This window comes from Halobellus captivus, assembly GCF_003697845.1.
Taxonomy (GTDB): domain Archaea; phylum Halobacteriota; class Halobacteria; order Halobacteriales; family Haloferacaceae; genus Halorubrum; species Halorubrum glutamatedens.
This window is the reverse complement of record NZ_RDQE01000013.1, coordinates 64,347-85,016: the sequence shown is the minus strand read 5'-3', so window position 1 is coordinate 85,016 and position 20,670 is coordinate 64,347. Positions and strand designations below refer to the sequence as shown.

General features: G+C 66.1%; 24 protein-coding genes. 7 read left to right on the top strand and 17 right to left on the bottom strand.

Translation table 11 applies throughout. The features are described 5' to 3' along the window. Positions 1 to 50 precede the first annotated feature (50 nt). Genes EAO78_RS18260 through EAO78_RS14765 form a run of 4 tightly spaced genes read left to right on the top strand, consistent with a single transcriptional unit; the run spans position 51 to position 2,805 of the window. Positions 51 to 440, top strand: a complete 390-nt coding sequence (locus tag EAO78_RS18260) for a hypothetical protein (protein ID WP_203227902.1) — start codon at positions 51 to 53, stop codon at positions 438 to 440. Beyond that, positions 433 to 780: a hypothetical protein gene (locus EAO78_RS14775; protein WP_122106604.1), complete on the top strand. Its 348-nt coding sequence runs from the start codon at positions 433 to 435 to the stop codon at positions 778 to 780. The genes EAO78_RS18260 and EAO78_RS14775 overlap by 8 nt, the downstream gene beginning before the upstream one ends. Beyond that, complete coding sequence (locus EAO78_RS14770; protein ID WP_122106603.1) at positions 764 to 2,575, top strand: hypothetical protein; 1,812 nt, start codon at positions 764 to 766, stop codon at positions 2,573 to 2,575. Before EAO78_RS14775 ends, EAO78_RS14770 begins: the two co-directional genes overlap by 17 nt. A 2-nt stretch (positions 2,576 to 2,577) precedes the next feature. After that, a complete protein-coding gene (locus EAO78_RS14765; protein ID WP_122106602.1) occupies positions 2,578 to 2,805 on the top strand; it encodes a hypothetical protein in 228 nt (75 codons plus the stop codon). 188 nt (positions 2,806 to 2,993) lie between these two features. On the opposite strand, the gene EAO78_RS18755 is transcribed toward EAO78_RS14765, so the two are convergent. Next, the gene (locus EAO78_RS18755) at positions 2,994 to 3,239 is read right to left on the bottom strand and encodes an HNH endonuclease signature motif containing protein (protein ID WP_122106601.1); all 246 of its coding nucleotides are present in this window, start codon (positions 3,237 to 3,239) and stop codon (positions 2,994 to 2,996) included. Then, positions 3,232 to 3,366, bottom strand: a complete 135-nt coding sequence (locus tag EAO78_RS18640) for a hypothetical protein (protein ID WP_275263228.1) — start codon at positions 3,364 to 3,366, stop codon at positions 3,232 to 3,234. Before EAO78_RS18640 ends, EAO78_RS18755 begins: the two co-directional genes overlap by 8 nt. A gap of 103 nt (positions 3,367 to 3,469) precedes the next feature. On the opposite strand from EAO78_RS18640, the gene EAO78_RS14755 reads away from it, so the two are divergent. Next, positions 3,470 to 4,105: a hypothetical protein gene (locus tag EAO78_RS14755; RefSeq protein ID WP_136516520.1), complete on the top strand. Its 636-nt coding sequence runs from the start codon at positions 3,470 to 3,472 to the stop codon at positions 4,103 to 4,105. Further along, positions 4,098 to 4,271, top strand: a complete 174-nt coding sequence (locus EAO78_RS17945) for a hypothetical protein (RefSeq protein WP_162498081.1) — start codon at positions 4,098 to 4,100, stop codon at positions 4,269 to 4,271. Before EAO78_RS14755 ends, EAO78_RS17945 begins: the two co-directional genes overlap by 8 nt. 20 nt (positions 4,272 to 4,291) lie before the next feature. On the opposite strand, the gene EAO78_RS14745 is transcribed toward EAO78_RS17945, so the two are convergent. The 5 genes from EAO78_RS14745 to EAO78_RS14725 form a co-directional block, all read right to left on the bottom strand. Then, complete coding sequence (locus EAO78_RS14745) at positions 4,292 to 4,987, bottom strand: hypothetical protein (RefSeq protein WP_122106598.1); 696 nt, start codon at positions 4,985 to 4,987, stop codon at positions 4,292 to 4,294. Between the two features lie 74 nt (positions 4,988 to 5,061). Then, positions 5,062 to 7,851, bottom strand: a complete 2,790-nt coding sequence (locus tag EAO78_RS14740; protein WP_122106597.1) for a fibronectin type III domain-containing protein — start codon at positions 7,849 to 7,851, stop codon at positions 5,062 to 5,064. Then, positions 7,848 to 10,487, bottom strand: coding sequence for a fibronectin type III domain-containing protein (locus EAO78_RS14735; protein ID WP_238987719.1), 2,640 nt, complete (start codon positions 10,485 to 10,487; stop codon positions 7,848 to 7,850). The genes EAO78_RS14740 and EAO78_RS14735 overlap by 4 nt, the downstream gene beginning before the upstream one ends. A 36-nt stretch (positions 10,488 to 10,523) precedes the next feature. After that, positions 10,524 to 11,714 carry a hypothetical protein gene (locus EAO78_RS14730; RefSeq protein ID WP_122106595.1) on the bottom strand — a complete coding sequence of 397 codons (1,191 nt, stop codon included), beginning with the start codon at positions 11,712 to 11,714 and terminating at the stop codon, positions 10,524 to 10,526. Next, complete coding sequence (locus EAO78_RS14725) at positions 11,711 to 12,376, bottom strand: hypothetical protein (protein ID WP_122106594.1); 666 nt, start codon at positions 12,374 to 12,376, stop codon at positions 11,711 to 11,713. The genes EAO78_RS14730 and EAO78_RS14725 overlap by 4 nt, the downstream gene beginning before the upstream one ends. 69 nt (positions 12,377 to 12,445) lie before the next feature. Between EAO78_RS14725 and EAO78_RS14720 the strand changes: the two genes are divergently transcribed. Beyond that, entirely contained in the window at positions 12,446 to 12,637 is a 192-nt protein-coding gene (locus EAO78_RS14720; protein WP_136516519.1) for a hypothetical protein, read from the top strand. A 4-nt stretch (positions 12,638 to 12,641) separates the two neighbouring features. Here the strand turns inward: EAO78_RS14720 and EAO78_RS14715 are convergent, their stop codons facing one another. The 10 genes from EAO78_RS14715 to EAO78_RS14675 all read right to left on the bottom strand — a co-directional run bounded on the left by EAO78_RS14715 (position 12,642) and on the right by EAO78_RS14675 (position 20,667). Continuing rightward, on the bottom strand, positions 12,642 to 13,889 hold the full coding sequence (locus EAO78_RS14715; protein ID WP_122106592.1) for a hypothetical protein: 1,248 nt from the start codon (positions 13,887 to 13,889) through the stop codon (positions 12,642 to 12,644). 108 nt (positions 13,890 to 13,997) lie between these two features. Next, positions 13,998 to 14,543: a hypothetical protein gene (locus EAO78_RS14710; RefSeq protein ID WP_122106591.1), complete on the bottom strand. Its 546-nt coding sequence runs from the start codon at positions 14,541 to 14,543 to the stop codon at positions 13,998 to 14,000. Beyond that, positions 14,543 to 15,502, bottom strand: a complete 960-nt coding sequence (locus EAO78_RS14705; RefSeq protein ID WP_136516518.1) for a phage tail tube protein — start codon at positions 15,500 to 15,502, stop codon at positions 14,543 to 14,545. The genes EAO78_RS14710 and EAO78_RS14705 overlap by 1 nt, the downstream gene beginning before the upstream one ends. 56 nt (positions 15,503 to 15,558) lie before the next feature. Further along, complete coding sequence (locus EAO78_RS14700; RefSeq protein WP_122106589.1) at positions 15,559 to 16,074, bottom strand: hypothetical protein; 516 nt, start codon at positions 16,072 to 16,074, stop codon at positions 15,559 to 15,561. Beyond that, positions 16,071 to 16,532 (bottom strand): hypothetical protein, encoded by a 462-nt coding sequence (locus EAO78_RS14695; protein WP_122106588.1) that lies wholly within the window; start codon positions 16,530 to 16,532, stop codon positions 16,071 to 16,073. The genes EAO78_RS14700 and EAO78_RS14695 overlap by 4 nt, the downstream gene beginning before the upstream one ends. Continuing rightward, positions 16,529 to 17,383, bottom strand: coding sequence for a hypothetical protein (locus EAO78_RS14690; protein WP_122106587.1), 855 nt, complete (start codon positions 17,381 to 17,383; stop codon positions 16,529 to 16,531). Before EAO78_RS14690 ends, EAO78_RS14695 begins: the two co-directional genes overlap by 4 nt. A 3-nt stretch (positions 17,384 to 17,386) precedes the next feature. After that, positions 17,387 to 17,812 carry a hypothetical protein gene (locus tag EAO78_RS14685; RefSeq protein ID WP_122106586.1) on the bottom strand — a complete coding sequence of 142 codons (426 nt, stop codon included), beginning with the start codon at positions 17,810 to 17,812 and terminating at the stop codon, positions 17,387 to 17,389. A gap of 2 nt (positions 17,813 to 17,814) precedes the next feature. Next, a complete protein-coding gene (locus EAO78_RS18255) occupies positions 17,815 to 17,988 on the bottom strand; it encodes a hypothetical protein (RefSeq protein ID WP_203227901.1) in 174 nt (57 codons plus the stop codon). Between the two features lie 8 nt (positions 17,989 to 17,996). Beyond that, positions 17,997 to 19,082, bottom strand: a complete 1,086-nt coding sequence (locus EAO78_RS14680; RefSeq protein ID WP_122106585.1) for a hypothetical protein — start codon at positions 19,080 to 19,082, stop codon at positions 17,997 to 17,999. A gap of 10 nt (positions 19,083 to 19,092) precedes the next feature. Next, positions 19,093 to 20,667 (bottom strand): XkdF-like putative serine protease domain-containing protein, encoded by a 1,575-nt coding sequence (locus EAO78_RS14675; RefSeq protein ID WP_122106584.1) that lies wholly within the window; start codon positions 20,665 to 20,667, stop codon positions 19,093 to 19,095. Between the last annotated feature and the right edge of the window lie 3 nt (positions 20,668 to 20,670).

The window sequence follows — 20,670 nt, the reverse complement described above, 5'->3', positions numbered from 1 at the left end:
GACGCAGTAGGAAGATTTGTGAGTGATGGATGAGTACGACACCACAACCGATGGACTACGAACCCGACGAGACCGAGCAGGCCGTCCTCGACGTCGTCCGCCAGGAAGGTCGCGTGAACCCGATGCGGGTGCGTGAACAAACCGAGATCAGGAAACAGTACGTCAACGACGCCCTCCGACAGCTCCAGAAGGCTGGTGTGATCCGGAAGGTCAATCGCGGGCTGTACGAGCACGTTCCTGAGAACGATGATGAGTACGGTGACGCCGCCGACCAGGACGTCGCCGCCCTCGAGGAGCGCGTCGCGGAGCTCGAGGCGCAACTGGAGTCGGCCCGCGAGTGGCTCGACGTCGCCGTCGAGGCGATCGACCGGGGCGACCCCGAGGAACTGAAGAAGAACACACTAGCGGCGCTCGCAGCGCTGGAGGGCGAGGATGACTGACAGCAGCCGCGAGGACGAGCGCAAACACAACGCGACGACCAGGGAGATCGTCTCCGACTGGCTCTGGGAGACGCACGGGATCGGCCTCGACGGGCTCGAGGAGGAACTTACAGACGATCCTGGTGAGTACTCGCCGCGAGTAGTACTACAGCACACGCGGGAGGCAGTCGAGTCGCGTCGCGATGCTGCTCAGACGATGGTCGGCACCGAAAGCCAGATGCCGAAAGCGGCTGAGCAGTACCTCCGTGGCTACGGAGACGCCCTCGATCTCGTCGTTGCCGAGATGCGTCAGGATGAGGATCGGAAGATTATGAGGGGTGAGGATGAGCGCACAGACTGAACTCGCGGACGGCGGCGAGACCTCTGACTCCACGGTCACGCTCGGCGACGCCGTCTTCGACCCGGTCGCGACGCAGGACTTCCGCCTGTCCGTCGAGGGGACCTCCGGAACCGGTAAGTCCAACACCCTTGCCGTCATCCTCGAGGACCTCGCCGATGTCGCCATCCCGACGCTGGTGATCGAACGCCTCGGCGCGCTGACGCCGGCGCGGCTCGTCGACGAGGACCTCGTCGTGGTCGGCGCTCGCGAAGAGGAGGGCGTCGACCTCGCAGTCGCGCTCGAGGACCTCGACCAACTCGGGAGCTGGGTCCTCGACCGCGGGATGAAGATCGTCCTCGACATCAGCACCTACGCCGACTACGAGGACGAGAAGAGCCGCGTCCACCTCGCGGCCGCGAAGGCACTCCGCTCGCTCAACGACCGCGCCCACGAGAAGTACCGCGCGGGCGACCGCACCAAGAGCCTGCTCGTCGTCGACGAGGCGCACATCCTCGCGCCAAAGGACTCCGCGCCCGAGCCCGAGCTCGACGAGTACGTCAAACGCTGCCGAGGGCAGCTGATCAAGGCCTCGACCGAGGGCGGCAACAAGGGGATCTCCATCGTCGTCGGCTACCAGCGTCGGGCGTTCCTCCACAACGGCGTCATCCAACTCGCCCAGGACTTCGTCGCGCACAAGCCCGGCGACGAGGACATCGGCCGAACGGCGGACGCGCTCCGCTGCTCGGAGGACCTGCTCGCCGACCTCACCACGGGCGAGATCGTGGCTCGCGGCGAGTCGATCACCGGCGGCGACCTCGTCGGTCCGACCACCGTCCGGAAGCGCCGGTCGCCCGACCCTCGCGAGGAGACGTTCGATCTCCCGGAGACGCCGGACGAACTGACGGACGTCCTCGACGAGCTCCAGGCGGAGGTCGCCGCGGAGCAGGAGCGTCGCGACGAACGCGAGGACGAACTGGAACGGCTCCGCGAGGAGAACGAGCGCCTCCAGGACCGCGTCGACGAACTGAATCAGGAGCTCGCCGACACCGACCGGCTCGCGAGCGCGCTCGACAACCTCGGTTCGAACGGCGGTGGGGCTGCGAAGGACGTCGGCGAAGGGGTCGCGGACCTCCGGGAGCGCGTCGACGAGCTAAAGGCCGAACGGGACTCCGCCCTCGAGGACGTCGAGTCAGCGGAGTCGGAGATCGAGGACCTCCGCGCCTCGCGGGACGCGCTCGAGGAGGATGTCGCCGACCTGGAGGCGGAGGTCCAAGAGCTCCGGTCGGCGTTTGAGCAGGCAGCCGACACGGTCGACACGCTCGCCGGCGTGTTCGAGACTGATGTCGACATCGCCCCGGTCGCGAACGAGAGCCACGCAGCCGAAGTCGAGTCCCTCCAGGAGCGCATCGACGAGCTCGAAGCAGAGAACGAGCGGCTGCGCGACCGAGCCGCCGGCGATGAATCACTCCAGCCGCTAGAGGGCTACGAGGCGTTCCTCAACGACGACGCCGTTCGCGAGGCCATCGAGGAGGCGAAGCAGGTGGATCGCACCTCGCCACGGTACGTAAAAGGTGTCGTCGCGTCGATCGTCGATGAGGGTGGTGCCGTCCACTACGAGGATGTCGCCCAGCGGCTCGACCTCTCGACGACGGGCGAGGTATCGAAGGCGGCGAGCGTCCTCGAGGCGCGGAAGATCATCGAGAAGGACCAGCGCGACGACGGCATGTACGTTGACCTGAATACTGACGGACTCAACGAAGTTCGTGAAGCGGCCGCGCGACGAGAGATGACCGAGCAGCTGATGGACGAATTGTAGCCATGTCAGAGTGTAGTGACTGCGGCGTCGGCTCGAACGGCGCCGTTCTCGTCGACGTCGACGAGACGCTGTGTACGAGCTGCGCCGATGGCCACTGTGAGCGTTGCGGGACGGCGACCGAGCACACGACGATCGCCGGCGACTTCCTCTGCGAGAGCTGTCAGGAACTCCGCCGCGGGCAGGACACCACGCGGGGCGAGGGGCAGGGCGCGCTCGGCGACTTCGCGTAGCTGTGTTGTTGTATATTGTACCACTAAATAAAGAGGTTGTTTGAGTTATCGGTCTGCGACACCACGCCGGACGTTTCGAGCCACTGTTGACCTATCCCTTCCTGTGAGGTCGGCCCAGCCCGCGGCGGAGATGCCACACTTCTCGACGGCGAACACGTCGACGCCACGGGCAGCAGTCGTCTGCTTAACTAACATCGCAAGCTCTCGATGTCGATATCGTTGGTTGCGTCGTTGTTTGACACAGTGTCGTAATGTTCTCGGTTGTGACACGCTCCGCACAGCAATTCCAAGTTGTCAAGATCTGAGTTGCTGCTGTCACCGTCCTTGTGGTGAATCTCCAATCCATTTTCCTGCCCACACTCTTCACACCTCTCACCGAGAGCCTCCTGAAGTGGTTTTCTATACCGTTCTGACGGGGTCGGCTGCTCAGACATCGTAGCCCCCTTCTTTGCACATATGCCGGATGGCCTCACCAATTGATGGATACCCGTACTCCTGCTTGACTTCGTTGGCGCTCTGGTACACGCTGCGCGGGACTCGGACGTGTTCTGTATCCCCCATGCGACACCATACACAATCCGGAAACAAATAGTTTACTCTTTGTTAACACAACGTTAACTATAAGTATATGGGGTACATTGTACCACATAGAGGGAGATACGATATGTCCGACACAATCACCGCGGCAGAACTGACGACAGGCGACACGTTCCGCGACGTTGAGGGCCACGGTCAGACGAACTCACACGGCCCGTCCGTCACTGACGAGGTCGTGGTGAAGAAGCCGTGGAGCGGAGATTCATGGCTGCTCGCGCCGGTGCTCGAAAATGGACGAACTGCCAAGGGTACGAGTTTTGCGCTCTCTCACGAAGAGATTGATGCGCGCTTCGAGGCTGGTCGCTACCTCCCCACCGATCTCGAAGTCAACCGCACGCTCGATGCTGATGCGCTCCCGGTCGACACCAGTACGGACGTATACATCCGCTTCGGCGACATCCCAGACGACGAGCGGTCCTACAACCATACTGACGACTGCTACGAAGACGGCGTCAGCGTCTACGCTGCCGAGATCGAGTCAGTCCCGCCGGCGTCCGAAGCGCCTGCGATGTTCGTTCCTATCGGATCCAAAACCCTCCAGATCCTGATGCTCGCCCAGCGTGACACATACCTCGTCACTGGCGAGCGCGTCGGGACTGGCGTCGACGGTGAACCACTTCTCCGCAATGTCGAGATCGTGTCCGAACTCGGACGTGGTGACGAGGCGAGCGGCTGGGTCATCGTTGGGGATGACGATGAGTGATCGTGAGCTTGAGCAGCTCGCCGAGTTGATCAGCGAGACGACTGCCGCGCGCGGCGTCGACGTGTACGCCGTCGATGTCTGCGGCCTCTCGGCCTCGGAGTGGGCCGAGATGACTGGCCGCGACCGCTCGACCGTGTCGCGCAACATCCGGCGGACACGAGACTGATCCGCCTTTATAAATGGAGTCTACCCGGGGGCGACGTCGCCGACCACGTCGATTGCCCGGTCACTCGGACGGTACCGCTCGTCGCTCGCGAACACCGATGCCGCCCACCGCACGCCCTCGTCGGCGTCCCACCCCACACCGCGGTAGTGCTGGACGGGATGCCTCCAGGCAGATCGCTCGTAGTGCGCCCACAGCCGCGTCTTCGTGCCGCCCTCGCGCGGCGTGAGTCGGACGTGATACTGCCACGAACCAAGGAACCCCTCCGGACGGAAGGCGTAGCTCCCGACCTCCCACACGCGCTCGCCGTCGACGATGTCGAACTGGATGCTCGCGAGCGTGTTGGGGTAGACGCGCTCCATCGACCGGAGCTCCTCGCGGACCACAGCGGGCGTCGCGTCCACCGTCCCGGCGTACTCCTGCGCCTGGAGCGGCATCCCAGTCTTCTCGGGGAGCTCCTCCGCGAGGTCCTCGAGGTCGACGTCGACGCCGGCGTCGCCGAGGCGATCGTCGACGACGTCGAGCTCCGCGTCGTACCCGCCGTCCGCGAGACGGTCGACCACGGGAAGCGCGGCTCGCCGGAAGCGCCACAGGTCGGGCCACCGACCGAGCCAGCGCTGGGCAGCGAGCAGCAGGAGGGCCGCGAGCGCCGGCGCGATCAGCTGGGCGTGTTCGAGAGCGATGCGACTGGCCGTGTCGATGAGCTGGTGCTCGAGCATGAATGGATGGACGCGACCGCAGTCCTCACGCCCGCCGCGCCCAGCGGGCGATCATCGGTCCGTACTCCCGTCGGTCAGGCGTTCCGCGCGACCTCGGTCAGCCGGTCGTTGAGCTCGCCGATGACCTCGCGCGCCCCCTCCCGACTGCCGAGCGTCAGCGACACTTCGCGCGCCGAACTCGACACGTCCCGAACTTTGAGCGGGCCCTCGAAGGGGAGCTGGTCGGCGGGGATCGCGGCGACGAGCGACCGGTCAGGATCCGTCTCGCGGATGGTCACGGTCGCCTCCTCGAGCGGCGCGGCGAGCTCGCGGACGGCCGCGAGCGCCACCTGCTCGCACTCGCGGTTCGAGGCCGCGCCAGGGAACTGCTCGCGGAGCGTATCCGGATCGTCGACGCCGGGCTGTGAGTACTCACCCTGGAAGCGCCACTCGTAATCGATCTCGTACTCGGTATCGGGATCCATCGCCCCGCCCTCGAGGATGGTGAGCGCCCCCTCGGCGTGGTCGAGCTCGTAGTCGATGAGCCGCTCGTACTGCGTCGAGCGGTCGCCGACGTCGTACACCGTCTCCGACCCCGTTTCGAGCGGGGCGTTCCCGAGGCCGATCCCGAGTCCGTAGTCGGACGCCGTCGTGAACGTCTGCCCCTCGACGCGCGTGGTCTTCCCCTCGGCGATCACCCGTTGGTACGAGCCGCCGACCGTCCGCTTGCCGTTGTAAGAGACCAGCGTGGGCTCCGCGTCGGCGACGCGCTGGCCGGGCTGGCACCACTCGATCCGGTACGGCTCGGGCGCGTCGGGCGCCCACCGGAGCTCCCAGATGGAGTCGCCGGCGTCCGCGATCCGGTTGAGGAGTTCCTCGTAGGTGCCCGAGTGGACGAAGTCGATGAGGACGGGCGTGTTGACCAGGTCGGCGAAGATCTCCGTCCGGTCGAGGCGGTGCGGCGTGTCGCCGAAGCTCCCTGACGTCGACCCGGAGTCCTCGCGACCGAGGGTGACGCGGGCCTGGATGAGCTGGGTGGCGTCGGCGAAGTCCACCGTGTGGCTCGTCACGTCGGTCGCCTCGTCCCACGCGTCAGTCTGGTCGTTCCGCAACCCGAGCGCCACCGGCGCACCGCCGCCCGTCAGCTCGACGTCGACCCGCCCGGCGACCACCTGCTCGACCGAGGTGATCGGCGCGACCGTGACGTCGATCGCCGCGGGGTACTGCTGCCACCCAGTCACCACGTCGTCAACCGGCGTGACGTCGCCGAGGTCGTACTGGTAGCGATCGTCCCGCAGGTGCGCGAAGTCGAGGTAGATCTCTCCACCCGAGCCGGAGTCGACCTCGATCTCGACGTCGTGCGAGCCGGCCGGGAGGTCGCCCACCGACCCAGGGTTGAGCGTGGTCCCGAACGCACGCAAATCGAACTGGTCGGCGTCACTCGACAGCGCGCCCTCGCCGAACGACTCCAGGACCTCGGTCCCGCCGCCGTCGATGTCGATCCGGATCTCGAGGCCCGGCGTCGGATCCGTGGGTGCGGCGAAGACGAACGTCGCGTTCGCCTCGCCCGCTGGGACGACGTAGTCGGTGTCGTAGTCGAACGATCGTGTCTCGCCCGGCCCGAGGCGGATGGTCTCGTTGCCCGACCACGCGCCGTCGTTGCCCTCCGAGTCGGCGAAGAACGTCGTGCCGTCGCCGCTGGCGTCCTCGGCCTCGGTGAAGTGTGCCGTCCGCCGGGCGAACACCTCGCCGTTGAGCACGGTCAGCGGCGACGTGTCCGGGAAGGGCCGCTCCTCGATGGCGTCCGCGTCGTAGTCGCCGGTCGCGTCCGCTTGGAACAGCCGGACGTCCTCCCGGGCGTCCGTCGACGGATCGTCAACGTTCGCGAGCCAGCCCAGCTCCTCGGTGATCACCTCGGTCGCGGCGACGTGCGCGTCCGCCTCGGGGTACTCGATGCCGGGCACGTCCTCGTCGAGTTTGGTGCCGCCGATCGCGACGATGACGTTCCGGTTCCCGTCCGAACTCTCCTCGCGCTCGACGTCTCGGATCTCCTCGATCGGCAGGCGCGTGCCGTCCTTCCAGACGCGGATCGGCTCGCCCTCGATGGGCGCGTCCTCCCACGTCGCCGAACGGGGTACGGGGATCCGAACCATGGGCTTGGCGTTGAGCCGCGGGTTCCACTGCGCGCCGTCGAGCACCGTCGGCTCGAGCGGCTGGTCGGCGTCGGGATGGTCGATCTCGACGTGCCACCCCTGCGGCCGGATCCGCCGGTCGCGGACGCCGTCGAGCGCTGGTGTGGTGGTTGTCTCGAGGTTGGAGTCGGCACTCGTGTGCTCGGTGAACGGCCGGATCCGGTAGCGGTACTCGCGGCCGGGTTGGGCCGTATCGTCCGTGTACGCCTCCGTGTTCGCGCCCGCGTCGTCGATGGCGCGCTGGCGACCCCAGCCGCCGCCCGGGCGCTGCCGCTCGCGGACGACGCGTTGACCGTCCTCGTTGTCGGCGTTGTCTGTCCACGCGAGCTCGACCGTGGTCGCGTCGACGACAGTCACGTCGAGGGCGGTCGCGCCGGGGAACTGCGTCGTGATGGCGACGGGCGCGGTCCACGTGCCGGTGACGTACTCAGTCTCCGTCCTCGCACGGACTTCATACTCTTCGCCGTCTTCTCTGTCGACGAACTCCATCGTGAGCGTGTCGAACGCGCCGACGAACTCGCCGAAGCCCGTGGCGCCCGAGTCCCACGACGACTGCCCAGTCTCGCGGATCTGGATGCGGACCGAGCCGTTGTTCGTCGTCGCGTCCTGGCGGTCGACGGCGACCTCGTCCTCGACGCCGTTGCCGAGCACCGGCGGGTCCTCGTCCGGGAGCGTGGTCGTGAAGTCGGTCACTGGTCGCGCACCTCGTTGTCGTCGGTGAGGGCGTGGACGAACGCCTCGTAGCGCTCGCCGTTGAGCAGGCCGTCGACGGTGGTCGATTCAGCGGACCCCGATAGCGCGCCGCTAACGTCCTCGACGGTCGGGCCGGTAAGTGTCGGGCCACCGCCCCCATCATTCCCGTCGAAGAGGATTGCGTCCCACCACATAGCTAAATCACCACCCCCCCACCCAGCAGAATCGTTGTAGTTCCACAATTCTACTCGCGAAACGTCGGCTCCGTGGTAGAGGTCGTGGGTGGACGAGTGCGTATCGCCGCTAGTCAGCGCTTCCCACAAGACGGTCACTTGGCTGTTTGACCAATCGAAGTCCCACTCTACGGACACCCACTCGTCGGAACCCCCTGGCCCACCCGCCACTTGTCCTGTTGTGTCGGCGAAGTCAACGTCCCACTCCGGGTTGTCGGCTGCCGTCCCGCCCTCGTAGTCGCCGTTCGAGTTGACCAGCCGTATTCCACCGCCGAAACTATTCGATGTCTCTTGATAGACGTAACTGAACGTGTCGGGTTGGTATGCGGTACTGAGATCCTGCGCCGCCTGTACGCCGGTATTATCCGCGTCGCTGAAGAATGAGTTTTCGCCGGCATATACCCGGCCGGAGGCTAACCCTCCATGGGATACATCCCACTTATAGAGCGAGTCAAACGACCCATTAGCAATCTTCAACCCGTTTTCATACCCGTCGTTCGCGTACTCCGAGAGGTCGGGCGTGACGCCGTCTTGGTTGAGATCGAGGGGCCAGTAGCCGGTTAATCCGTCCCCAACAACTTCGCCAGTCGCGACGGCGGATATTTCCGACGCCGATAGGATGCGGTCATGTGTCTGTACGCCATACAGATTTCCGTCGAATCCCAAAAAATACTTGTTCGGCTGCAACGACGAAAATACCGGGACGACGCCGGAGTCTAAACCGCTTAGGGGGTCGCCCCCCGTGTCGACACCGACCTGCGACCCGTCCAAATATGCCGTCTTCGTCCCATCACTTTCGAAGGTGATTGTCGCCGCGTGTACGTCACCGTCAGTGAACGAATTTGTTTCGAACGTTACAGCCGATGCCCGCTCGTTAATGTCATCGTATATCTGAAATTCGCCGTCTCGTATCCTGAACAGGATTCTATTACCACCGGTTTCGACCAGCGCGAAGACGTATTCGTTTGACGACCCGCCACCAGTTCGTTGTACGATGGCTGTCCATGTTGCTTCAGGTGTTCGAAGATGTTCGGTGTCGGTGTCGCCGGCGATATACGTTTCATCCGCGTTTGAAAACTCCATCCCCGCCCGCTGGCGCTCCGTCCCGTTTTCGCCCCACCGCTTGAGATACACGCGCTGCTCGTCAACGCCAGAGGCGTTTGTGGTCCACGACAGGTCCGCCTCCGTGTCGCGCACGTCGTCGACGGTCAGCCCGGTCGGCGCGGGCAACGGCGTCAGCCCGTCGGCCTCGGACGAGTCGGCCCCGCGCTCGCCGTCGCGGACCGCCACGACGCGCCAGTGGTACTCCGTCCCGTCGGCGAGCCCGGCGTCCTGGTAGGACTCCGCGTCCGCGGCCGTGGTCGCGACGGGCGATCCCGAGGTGTCCACGCCCGCCGACTGCGAGCGGTGGACCTCGTAGCCGTCCTCGTCGTCGTTCGTGTCGGTCCACGAGAGCGTCGCGTCCGCGCCGTCGATCGACACCGACAGACCGCCGGGCGCGTCGCCGCCGGTGGTTCCACTGACCGTGTTCGACGGGTTGCTTTCAGCTCCCCTCTCGACGCTGGTGACGTGCCAGTCGTACGCCGTCGTCGGTGAGACTCCCGTGTCCGTGTATGACGTGTTCGTCGTCGTCCCGACCTGGTTGCCGTCGCGGTAGACGCGGTACTTGTCGGCTCCCGACACGGCGTCCCACGAGAGATCGGCCGAGCGGTAGCCGACGTCATTCGCGGTCAGGTTCTCCGGCGGGGTCGTGTACGAGATTGTGGCAAGCGCGCCCGCGCTGTTCGACCGTGATGACCCGCCGCGTTCGTTCGCAAAGACGGTGTCGAATCCGTCGACGTAATTCGAGCCACCCGCGCCACTCCCGGTGTTGTCGGCCGTCGAGTCACTCGACGCCCCACCGCCGCCACCGTACCAGCCCGCGCCACCACCACCCCCAGCGCCGGCCGATTCACTCTCGCCATCCCCACCCGTGCCGAACGAGCCGTCAGAGCCATCGCCGTTGCCGTACGTTGAGTCGTCGGTACCACCCGATCCACCGGATGACTGTGTCCCGCCGGTGGCCGCGGTAACGAGCGTGGCGCTCCCGCCGTCCTCACCCTGCGAGGGGCCGCCGTCGCCTCCGGGCACCCCATCCTCTCCGTCCGAGCCGCCACCGGCCGCGACGGCGATCCGGTCGGAGAGTGCCGTCCCGTCCATCCGGACGTCGATCGAGTTCCCCCCGCGTACCGAGTCGAATCCGTCGAGTCCGCCCAGCGACTCTCGGATGTACAGTGTCTCCCCGCCCGACGTGGCCAGTTCGCCGACGACGCGGCCGCCGTCACCAGCGGGGCCAGAGCCGTTTTGGCCACCCTTCTGGCCCTCCAGTTCGATGGTGATCAGTTCGACGCCGCTTGGGACCATGAAGTTGTCGCCGGCGGTGAGCGTCTCGGATGGCATCTACGGTCGCACCTCCTCGCGAGCCGCCAGCGTCTGCTCGACACCAGGGTCAAGGACGCTCTCCGAAGCGATCGGCTCGAGCAGCGCCTGGAGGTCAGCCGGGAGCTCGCCGTCGCTCGTCTCCGTCACGAACGCCCGGTCATGGCCACGATCCAGCTGGACGTCGGCCGCGTACACGTCGCCCGCGTTCGCCCCCGCTACGGCCTCGAACTCCACCTGCGCGGCGATCCGTGCCTGCCCGATATGCGTGAGGTCGACGTCCGCGGGCTGCCAGTCCGTGTCCAGATCCGCGTCGTACTCCGGCAGCGAGATCGTGGTCCACGCGCCGTCGCCGCCCGCGGCGCTGGGGTCCCACGCCTCGGCCTCGAGCAGTGCCGTCTCGTCGGCGTTCGTTGGCTCGTCGATGGTGAGGCGCAGCAGGCCGTTCTCGAGGACGAGCGCCGACTCGTCGAACTCGTGGCCCGTGTCGAAGACCCGTGCCCAGGCGACGACGCCGTCCGCATCGCGGATGGTATCGTGGCCATAGGTGTCCCAGACGCCGACGTCAACGTCGCCCTGCAGGTCGTACTCGAGGTCGTAGAGGTAGATCGGATCGTCGATGGACTCGCCCGCTGGGTCGTACTGGGCGACCGAGCCGTGTTCCGCCTCGACCGTCGCGACCGGATCAGGTCGGGAACGCTGGGTCGGCTCCGACGTCGCGTCGACGATCCGGACGCGCCGCGCGTCTGCCGGGAGGCCGACCGTGACGTCGATGTCGTTGCCGAACGGATGCCCCGGTTCGGGCTGACTGACAGTCGTGTCGACAGCCAGCCAGTGTGTGTTTCGGGTTCCGGCCTTTGAGAGATCAGCACCGACCGACACCGCACCAGGAGCCTGGACCTGCGCCGGCTGGCTGTCGACGAGCTCGGCAGCGTAGTACGCGTCCGTCTCCTGGCTCGCGCCGACCGTCGCGTACGGCGGCTTCACGATGTCGCTCGACGCGATCACCTCGCGGAGTTCCTGGGCGATCCGCTCGGCATACCGGCCGCGGTAGTCGACGTCGAGCCGGATGTCGTCCGGGTCTCCTGTGACTCGTTCGACGCGGCCGCCGCCACCGATCGCCCCTTGCCGGGCGAGTTGGGCGCGCGACCCGTCGAGTTGGTTGGACGCGAGGCTGCTCTCCGGGATCTCACTGCGATAGTAGCGTCTCATCGTGTGTCCCTCGCGGTGGCGTCGATCGGGTCGCCTAGCGACAGCGCTTCGATACAGGTGATCGAACCCGTGAACGTCGACGGGCTGGATCCGGGGTAGTCAGTGCCCGGGTTCTCCAACACGACCGGGATCGGATCGTAGACGCCGCCCTCGCGATGCTGGCCATAGCGGAGAACTGCAGGCCCGTCGCCGACGATCCCTGCGCCGGGGAAGAGCTCGCCCTCGATCGAGGATATACGCGTGTTTCGGAGCCACCACATCAGGCAGGCGATCTGCCGAGTCGGGTGCTCGCCCGTCGCGTCACTCTTCGTGAAGGTGTCCGGGTCACCCGTGTCGCCCCACTGGAGTGGATCGCCTTCGGGCCCGGTCGCCCCCTTCCACGAGTTGAAGTTGATAGCAACCGCGAACTGCGAGCTCCCGAGATTGATGAAGAGGTCCTTGTTGATCGGGACGTCGATCTGATCACCGACGACGCCATCGACCAGTGCGAGGAAGCCCGCTCCAGGTGTCGCCCGAATCTGTGTGCGTTGTTCCGGAGCGATACTGAGCCCCTCCTCGCCGCCAGTATACATTTCGAAGACGGCCGTCCGACGACCGCCGCCGTCAGGATCGGCCTCGATCGAGAGGGACGCTACACGGTCTTCTGGTGGTAGGTCTGTCATGTCGTATGAATGGTGTTGACGTCGTGGGTTGCCCGAACCTCTTTACTCGCGGCCGTCGACGTCGCCGGTATGAGCATCGGCCTCGACCCTCGAGAGTGGATTGTTGAACTGATGGGGGCGATTGGATTCACCGTTTTAATCGCCACTGCGTACGTTCGTGAGGACACCATGATCGGGATCGCAGCCGTGTTCATTTTGATCCTCACGCTGTACTTGTGGCGGCTCCGTGTTTCTCTAGACATCAGCGTCCGGGGTGGATAGGGCGTCACCGTGGCCCCCGCCCGCCACTCCGGATGGCACGGTCGAACTCACGGAGCGCATCTTCCTTTGCCTGCTCCGCCGCACGTTCTACCTCACGGCGGCTCGCCCCATCGACGTTAACGCTCGCCTCGAGGGAGACGTCCGTCCGTTGTGTGCTCTCCTCTGGGGCGAGATTCTGGATCGCGTTCTCGATCCGCGTCGCGATCTCGCCCATACCCTCAGCTTGTGCCTGCCGGCCCTCCGCGGAGAACACTGATCCAGGGTGCTCGTTCTCCTCGTCGAGCTGCCGGAGGCGGAACTGATCGGGTGCTCCGGCGTCATCGAGGAACTGATTGGCGCGTCGACGGCGTCGGTTCACATCCGAGAAGTCTGTCATTCCCAATCCTTCAGGTGTCATGAACGCACCGCCGGATGCCGCACTTCCTGCCCCAGCCGAACCGATGTTTCTGAGTGCTGTGAAGCCAGCAGCGCCGGCCGTCGCAGCTGCTCCTCCGAGAAGAATCTCCGGTAGGCCGACCCCCGATCCGCCTTCCTCGGCAGCACTAGTCGACGACGACTGTGGGGAGTCTGTCGGGTCGCCCGTCCCACCAACACGCTGAGACGCCTGTTGATCGGCTTGGAAGTCGTTCGACGTCGACTCGGTCGAGACCTCCGAGGACGTCCGCGACGCCTCAGCCCGTTCGACTTGGATAGGGTCGGGCTGCTCGACGGGATACTCCGCGGGATCGGGGTCACCGACCGGATACTCACCGGGCTCCTCGAGTGGATACTCGCCCGGCTCTTCGATCGGGACAGGGTCTGGCTCGACGACGTTCAGCGGATGCCAGTCTGGCTCGGGGAGTGGCGGCGGATCAAGGTCGGGCATCTCGGGCCAGGTGAACTCCGGGAGCGACGGCCACGAGAAGTTCGACAACACTGACGAGAGCGCACCCACGCCGAGGATCGCGCCGGCACCGAGGAGGGCCGCCCCACCGCCGATCAGCCCGCCACCGGAACGGGCGGCGCGGTCGAAGTTCCCTTCGTCGATCCCGTCGGCGATCTGCTCGAGGAGGCGGTTCCGCTCGCGGGAGAGCTGGTGTTGTTCTTGCCACTCGCTGCTGGCACCACCAGCTCCGCCGCCCCCTCCACTCGCCTCGACGGCGACGTCGATCGGGACCGACGAGAGCTCGTCTTCAAGCTCGGCTTTGGCTTCCGTCAGCGACCGGTCGTCGAGGACGACGTCGATGGTATTCTGGGTTTCAAACTCAGTCATCGGTCACCTCGACGGGTGGGTGCTGGAGCGAAGGGAACGCAGTCAGGAGCAGCTCCACATCTCGCCAGGTGAACTCGTCGAAGTCCGCCGGCGAGTGGCCGCAGTACATCAGGACTGCCTGCCCGAGGAGGGTGCGGCCGACTGGTCCGACTGCTTGGCCGCGACTCGCTCGGTGTAGCTGCTCCGTTTCCCATTTTTTAGGGTGTTCTCGTCAGTGACGCGGGTCGCGATGAACTGGACGAGGTACGGGTTCGGCTCGTCCCGCACCGTCATGATCCGCTCCTGGAGCCCCGCACCGCCCTCGAGGAACGGCGCGTCGACGAGCCCCGCGCCAGCCCAGTAGTTGTCGAGCATCGCCTCGACGTCGACGTCGTCGCCGGTGCGGTCGGCCTGCTCTTTGGCCCGTCGGATCAGGCCGGTGAGCTCGGCCTTCTCCCCGGGAGTGAACGCACGGACTGACCACGTCGCGTCGGCGTCGTATTCCTCGAGCGCCTCCTCGAGCGCCCACATCTGCTGTTCGACGTCGCCGGCGAGGTGGGCGGCCTCTTGTGACGGGATCTCACCATCCACCTGCCGCTCGGCGATCGTGTCGAGACGGTCGGCCAGCTGGTCGGCCTCCTCCTCGAGGTCGAGTTCGATGACGTCGCGAGGCATCACTGCGCCTCCGCGGACGCCGTCTCGGCGACCGCAGTCAGCCGGTCGATCGTGAGTGCGTTGTCGTCGGTGAGGTCTTCCCCGGCGTTCCCGATGTTGTTCCACGCGTACGTCGAGTGCGTGATACCCTCCATCGGGAAGCGGAGCGCGTTCGCCCCGGGCGACTCGAACGCGAGTTCGCCGTCGGCTGCGCCGTCGACGCTCGTGGCTGGGCCGTCCGCCGACCCGAGCCCGAGCTCGAGCAAGTCCGTGTCGAGGACGATCGACTCGAGGTTGAGCGTCGGGTTGATGTTGCCGGTGACGGCGGCCACGGGCTCACGTGCCCACTCACGCTGTGGGCGGGCACCGTTCGAGATGGAGAGCGTCCCGGACTTCGGCCGGACGATCTCGGTCGACGTCGGGATGTTGATCGATCCACCGTGGAAGATGAGCGGCGTCCCGTCGGTCTTCGGCTGCGAACCTGGTGTGAACGACGTGTTCGGTGTTTCGCTACCGTAGAACCCAGTGAGCGACACACTCACCGGGTCACCGATGGAGATGTTCACCTCCATCTCGCTGAAGACAACACCTTCGAGCTGGCGCTCGGCGAAGCCGTTGATCAGGTCGGCACCGAGGTACCACCGACTCGACTGCATCTCGCCGTTGACGATCTCCCACGTATAGGAGTACGGTGCCTCGGCCTCGCCGCCGGCAGTCGGTGGCGCGCCGAACACGTGGTTGAGGAACCACGGGTCGACGAGGTCAAAGGAGAGCGAGAACGCACCCTCGAACGTTCCCTCGACAGTCTCCTCGGTCTCGTTGCCCCAGTTGCGCTGGCGCGTCTCGTCGTTGTCGAACTCCTGAGTGGTGATCTCGCCGTTCCGTCCTGGCGTCTTGTACTGCGTGTCGTCTGGTGAGCCGGCGTAGTCGCCCACCGGTTCGTGGACGAACGCGACGTCGACGTTACTGCCGCCAGTCATCTGTACCTCCACCTCCGTCGGTCGTGTTGGTCGTTGGGATCATGAGTGTGAAATCGCTAGTCGTAGCCCGCGAACCGGCAGTCGAGCCGGTAGTCGTAGAAGTCCTCGTAGTCGCCGCTGCGGTTGGTACCGTTCTCGAGAAAGAGCGTGTGGTACGTCTGCCCGGAGACGTCAGGGTGCTCGTCCTGCTCGCGCAGCGCGTCTCGAACGCGCCGGTAGAGGGTCGTGAACGGGATGCCGTTCTCGCCGTCCGGGTGAACGTGTCCGAACTCATCGCCGCGGAGCAGCCCCTCGACGCGGAGCGAGACGATCGCCTCGGTATCGTAGTCGTCTCCCCAACCGCCGTGACTCGAGTCGTCGTCGACGATCTCAGCAGTCACGAAGTTCGACTTCGTGAGCTCGCCCCTCCGCGACTGGATGTTCCCGTCGGCGATCTCCGAGTCGTTGCGGTCGATGCGCCGGACCGGGACGGCACCGTCGGCGACGTCGGACGCAGTGCCCCACGCGAGCGCCGTGTCGGTCGTGATGACATCGAGGGTGTCGAACACCCACTGGACTTCGGGAGCCGTCACGACGCCACCTCGCGCCGCAGCCAGTTGAGCGCGTGCCTCGCGAAGCGCGTCTCGCGAACGCCGGCGACCTCGACCTCCGGGAGGAAGACGCGGTAGCCGCCGCCCTCGCGTTTGTACTCCTCGGCGACCCAGCCGGGTGGGTCGTGTCGGTCTTCCCAGATGAACGAGAGGACCGGGTCGCCCTCGATCGTGTGGTCGGACGTCCCCCACTCGAGGTACGGCGCGGCCTCGTGGTCCCAGCCGAACCGGAGCCGAAAGTGGCGGTCGGACTGCTCGATGATCTCCGGGCCCTGAAACGAGGCGATCACCGACTCGATGCGGTAGTCGAACTCGCGAGCGTACTCGCGGAGGCGCTCGTGCGCCGCCTCGATCGCATTCGGGATGAACCCGTCTGCACCGAGGTACTGGGCGGCGGCCTCGTCGAGCGCGGCCTCGGCCGCCGCGTCTTCCCAGCTCATAGCCGGTACTCCTCGAGGAGCTCGTCAGCCTTCTCGCGCATCGAGTCGGCCTTCGTCTCGACGTTGTACACGGTCGCGTTGTCCGGGATCTGGATCGTCGCTTCTTCCGCGAACTCCGCGCCGGCACGCAGGGCGACGGCCCGGCGCACGGAGCGCGGGATGCCCTCGTGGCCGTAGTCGATGTCGACGTAGACGGCGTTCGACAGCGACGCGATGTCGTCATCGAGCGCGTGGACGTCGATGTATAGCTCCGAGACGCCGTCGTTGTTGATACGGACGTAGTAGTCCTCGCCGCGGTGGAGCTTCCCGACGCCACCATCGTACTCGTCGCTCGCGACCCAGTCGGTGTACGTGCCGTCCTCGCCGATCACGTGGAGCTCGTTGACGGCGTCGACATCGCGCCGGTCCATCGAGATCCGCGTGTACGCCGGTCGGTCGTCGTGGTAGCCGTCGTGGTACTCGCCGGTCGCGATGCGGATCTCTCGCTTCACGTCTCGTCGGTGGTCGCGACGCTGGCGGTCGTACCGCGGGCCGGACTCCATGAGCGCGTCGCTGTTCTCGCGGTAGCGGTGTCGGTCGCGCTCGCTCGCGCCGTGGACCAGCGCCGCACTCCGCGGGATGTCATGTTCGTCGTCTCGCGTCTTCGGCGCCGTTGGGATCGTGATCGCGTCGGCCCCGTCGATGCCGCTGGGATCGTACCAGTGTCGCGAGAGCGACTTCTCGAGCGGCTCGGTCTCGGCGAGGACTGCGTCGACGGCGATCTGCTCGTCCTGCGAGACGTCGCCGGGGAGGTCGGCCTTCCGCAGCGCGCGGCGGACGTCCTCCAGCGTACAGTAGCCGACCTCGTTCATCGGTTAGCCCTCCAGCTCGGCGCGCCGCTCGCCGATGGCGTCCTGGACCGTAGTCGACGTCTCCTCCTCGGCGATCGTGTCCAGGTGCGCGTCGACGTCGCCCTCGAGGACGCGGTCGGCCCGCTCCTGGTAGGGATTGTCGAGCCACTCGTCGACCGCAATCAGGTCCGACCCGTCGGCGTTGCTCTCGTCCGTGCTGTCCGTCTCGTCCGTCTCGTCATCGTTCTCGCCCGTGCTGTCCGACTCGTCGGTGTCGTCGTCCACCTCGCGGAAGTCGGCGTCCTGGACGTCGACCGGGCGGAAGTCGCCACGGCTCTCCAGGTACGCCGCGAAGTCGTCGTCGACGTCGACGCGGTCGCCGGCCGACACGCGCTCGTCGATCCCGCGGAGGAGCACCTCGCCGCCAGTGGTTTTCTCGTGGACAGGCATGGTCAAGCGTCGGCCGTGAAGCCGATCTCCCCGAAGCTCGAACCGTCGTAGCCTCGGTAGGTGTTGGTCGACGTGTCGAACCAGACCTCGCCGCCGTCGAGATCCTCCTCCGGTGGGTCGCCGTCGACCCGCCCGAGGTAGGTCTGCCGCAGCATCGCGTTGGTGGTTTCAGTCATCACTCACCTCACGCACTCGGCGTCTGGAGGTCGGTGACGAGCACACCGGCCTGCATCTCCTTGATCTGGAAGTCGAACTGTGCCTCCATCCAGTTGCGGGAGTGGAGCTTCTGCTCGTGGACCTTGTCCGTGTCCGTGGTCTGCTCGAGCTCCATCTCCTCGAACAGCCCGAACGCGAAGTTGTCCGGGTCGGTGAACATCATGTACTCGTCGGGGAAGCCGTTGACCCCGACGAGGTCGTAGCTGAACGGCGTGATGTCTGAGTCGCCGAAGATGACGGCACTCCCGAGCGGGTCCTCACGCTCCGTGAGCGACATGGCGTAGTTTTGGACTTGGTTCGGAGACGTCATCAGCACCGGGTCGTAGGCGTCGGTTTCCCGGTAGCGCGGGTCGAGCGTCTGGATCGTCTGGTTGAACAGCGCCGTGTCGATCGCCTGTGGGTTGCCCGAGCCGTCGGTGTTGGCGATCGCCGGCATCGAACCCGCGTCCGCAGTGGCGGTGTCTTCCAGACCGACCCGCGTGGAGTCGCCCTGGTCGTCGACGGACTGGGTGTCGCCCTCAGCACGGGCGATCCAGCCGGTGAACGTGTTGTCGAGCGAGGCGGCGCCACCGATGGACTGGAGGTTCGCATCGGAGCAGGCCGCGCGGAGCGCGATCAGCCCGAGGTCGTTCCCGTAGCGCTCGATGAACTCGTCGATGATGTACTGCCCGAACTCGTCGGGGCCGTAGTGCGTGTTCTTCAGCGCGTCACGGTTCGGCTCGACGAGGATGTAGTACTGCTGGTCGGTCGCGTTGAAGCGGACCGCGCCAGACTCCGCCGCGGAGTTCTCGGTGCGCGAGCCCTCTTCGTCGCGGGTGTGGCCCGACAGCTGCGGGACGCCGAACTGCGGGACGTCCATCTCCAGCCGTTCGAGGACCATCGTGTCGGCCATGCCGAGGATCTCGATGCCCTCCTGCATCCGGTCGAGAAACTCCTCGGTGAGGTCCCGCGGCAGCTGGAAGCCGTCCAGCTCCGCGAGACCGATGTCCTTGCTCGTTGCGCCTGCCAGCTCGTTCTGCCGCCGCACGGCGGCGATGGTGTCGTTGGTTGCCATGTCGAATCACTCAGCTGAGGGCCTTGCCCAGGTCGTCCAGCCGGTCGCCGTTCTCGCCGTTGGCAGCCGCGTCGAGTTGCGTGCTGCCACCTCCCTGTCGAGCGATGGTGTCGACGCGCTGCTCGAGCTCGTCGACGCGGCCGGCCTTCTCGTTCAGCCGCTCGATCGCCTCGCCGACGTCGTCGTCGTCGCCGATCCCGAGGACAGCCTTCGCGGCGTCCTCGCGAACTTCGTGCGTCTCGCCGTCGATCTGGATCTCAGCAGTCTTCGGTTCCGGCCCGGTCAGCGCCTCAGTGAGGCCCTTGACCGACTCGGTGAGTTCGGTGATCTGTTCTGCGTTCTGCTCGGCGAGGCTCTTGTTGTCCCCGCCACCGTTGTTGTCGTTGGTGTTGTCTCCCATATCAGAGTCGGCGGACTTCGAACCGCCATCGTCGTCCGGCGTGTCGCCGCCGGTGGCGTCTTTGGTTGCCAGTTCCTCGGGATCCACGTTGAACATCGCCTTCGCGGCGCTCGCGTCCAGTGTGTCCAGCTGCTCGGTGTCGTTGCCGGTGGCCTGATCCAGATCGGCGATACTGCCGTAGACGCTGACGTGCGGGTCCTCTAGCTCGTCCGGGAAGACCTCGTTTCGCCAGTCCACGTACACATCGCTTTTCGGGAAGTCGACGCCGATCGCGAGGACGTCATCCTCGTAGTCGTCGGCATCCTCCTCCGGCGCAGTGACTCGGAAAACAGTCGCCTGGAAGTCGTCGGCATCCTTCTCTGAGCCACGCGAGCCAGCATCGAGATCGTCGATGTCCGTATCGGGCTCGCCCAGGAACGCGTCGAGGGCGGCCTTCCCGATTCGGTGGAAGACGCTCTTCTCGCCGGGGTCGCCGGCCCCCTCCTCCTCGGCCGCCTCGGTGAGCACGTCCCAGAGCTGCTCGGCCTCGTCTTCTGAGTGGCCGCGCTCCTGCGCCTCCTCGACGAAGCCGTTCGGGTCGCCGAGGTAGTCGCCGAGTCGCTTCTCAGCGGCGGCCTTCGTGTCGAGGATCTCCGCGTCGGGGACCGCCGGGATGTCCACAGCAGACACCTCGCGGATGATCCCTTCGACGAGCTCCCAGACGAGTTCGTCGCCGAGCTCTTCGGGGACGTCGACGTCGTCGAGCTCGTCCTGCTCGAACGGCCCGTTCCAGGCGACCTGGATCGCGCCGATCGAGTAGCCCGAGATGACGTCCTCGAGGATCAGCTCCCAGAGATCGTCGTGGTTGATGGCCCACTCCTGGACCCACGCCCCAGCGTCGACCTCCTGGCCGCCGATCTCTTCGCTCTCGTCGAGGACCTCGTTGCGTTCGAGATCCATCCAGCCATCCGGGAAGACGGCATGCATGATGCCGCCGCCGGCCTCGCCCGCGTCGACGAACGCCTCGAACTGATCCGCGAACGAGCGGATCGTCTCCTCGCGAGCGAAGTCGTTCTGGAGGTCGGCTTTGTCCGGGACCATCACGATCCCGGCGGCGACCTGCTCGTCGTCGTCCTCGTCGTCCTTCGTGACGAACTCGACGCCCTTGCGGAACTGCGGGCCGCCCGCCTTGGTCACCGGGGGCATCGG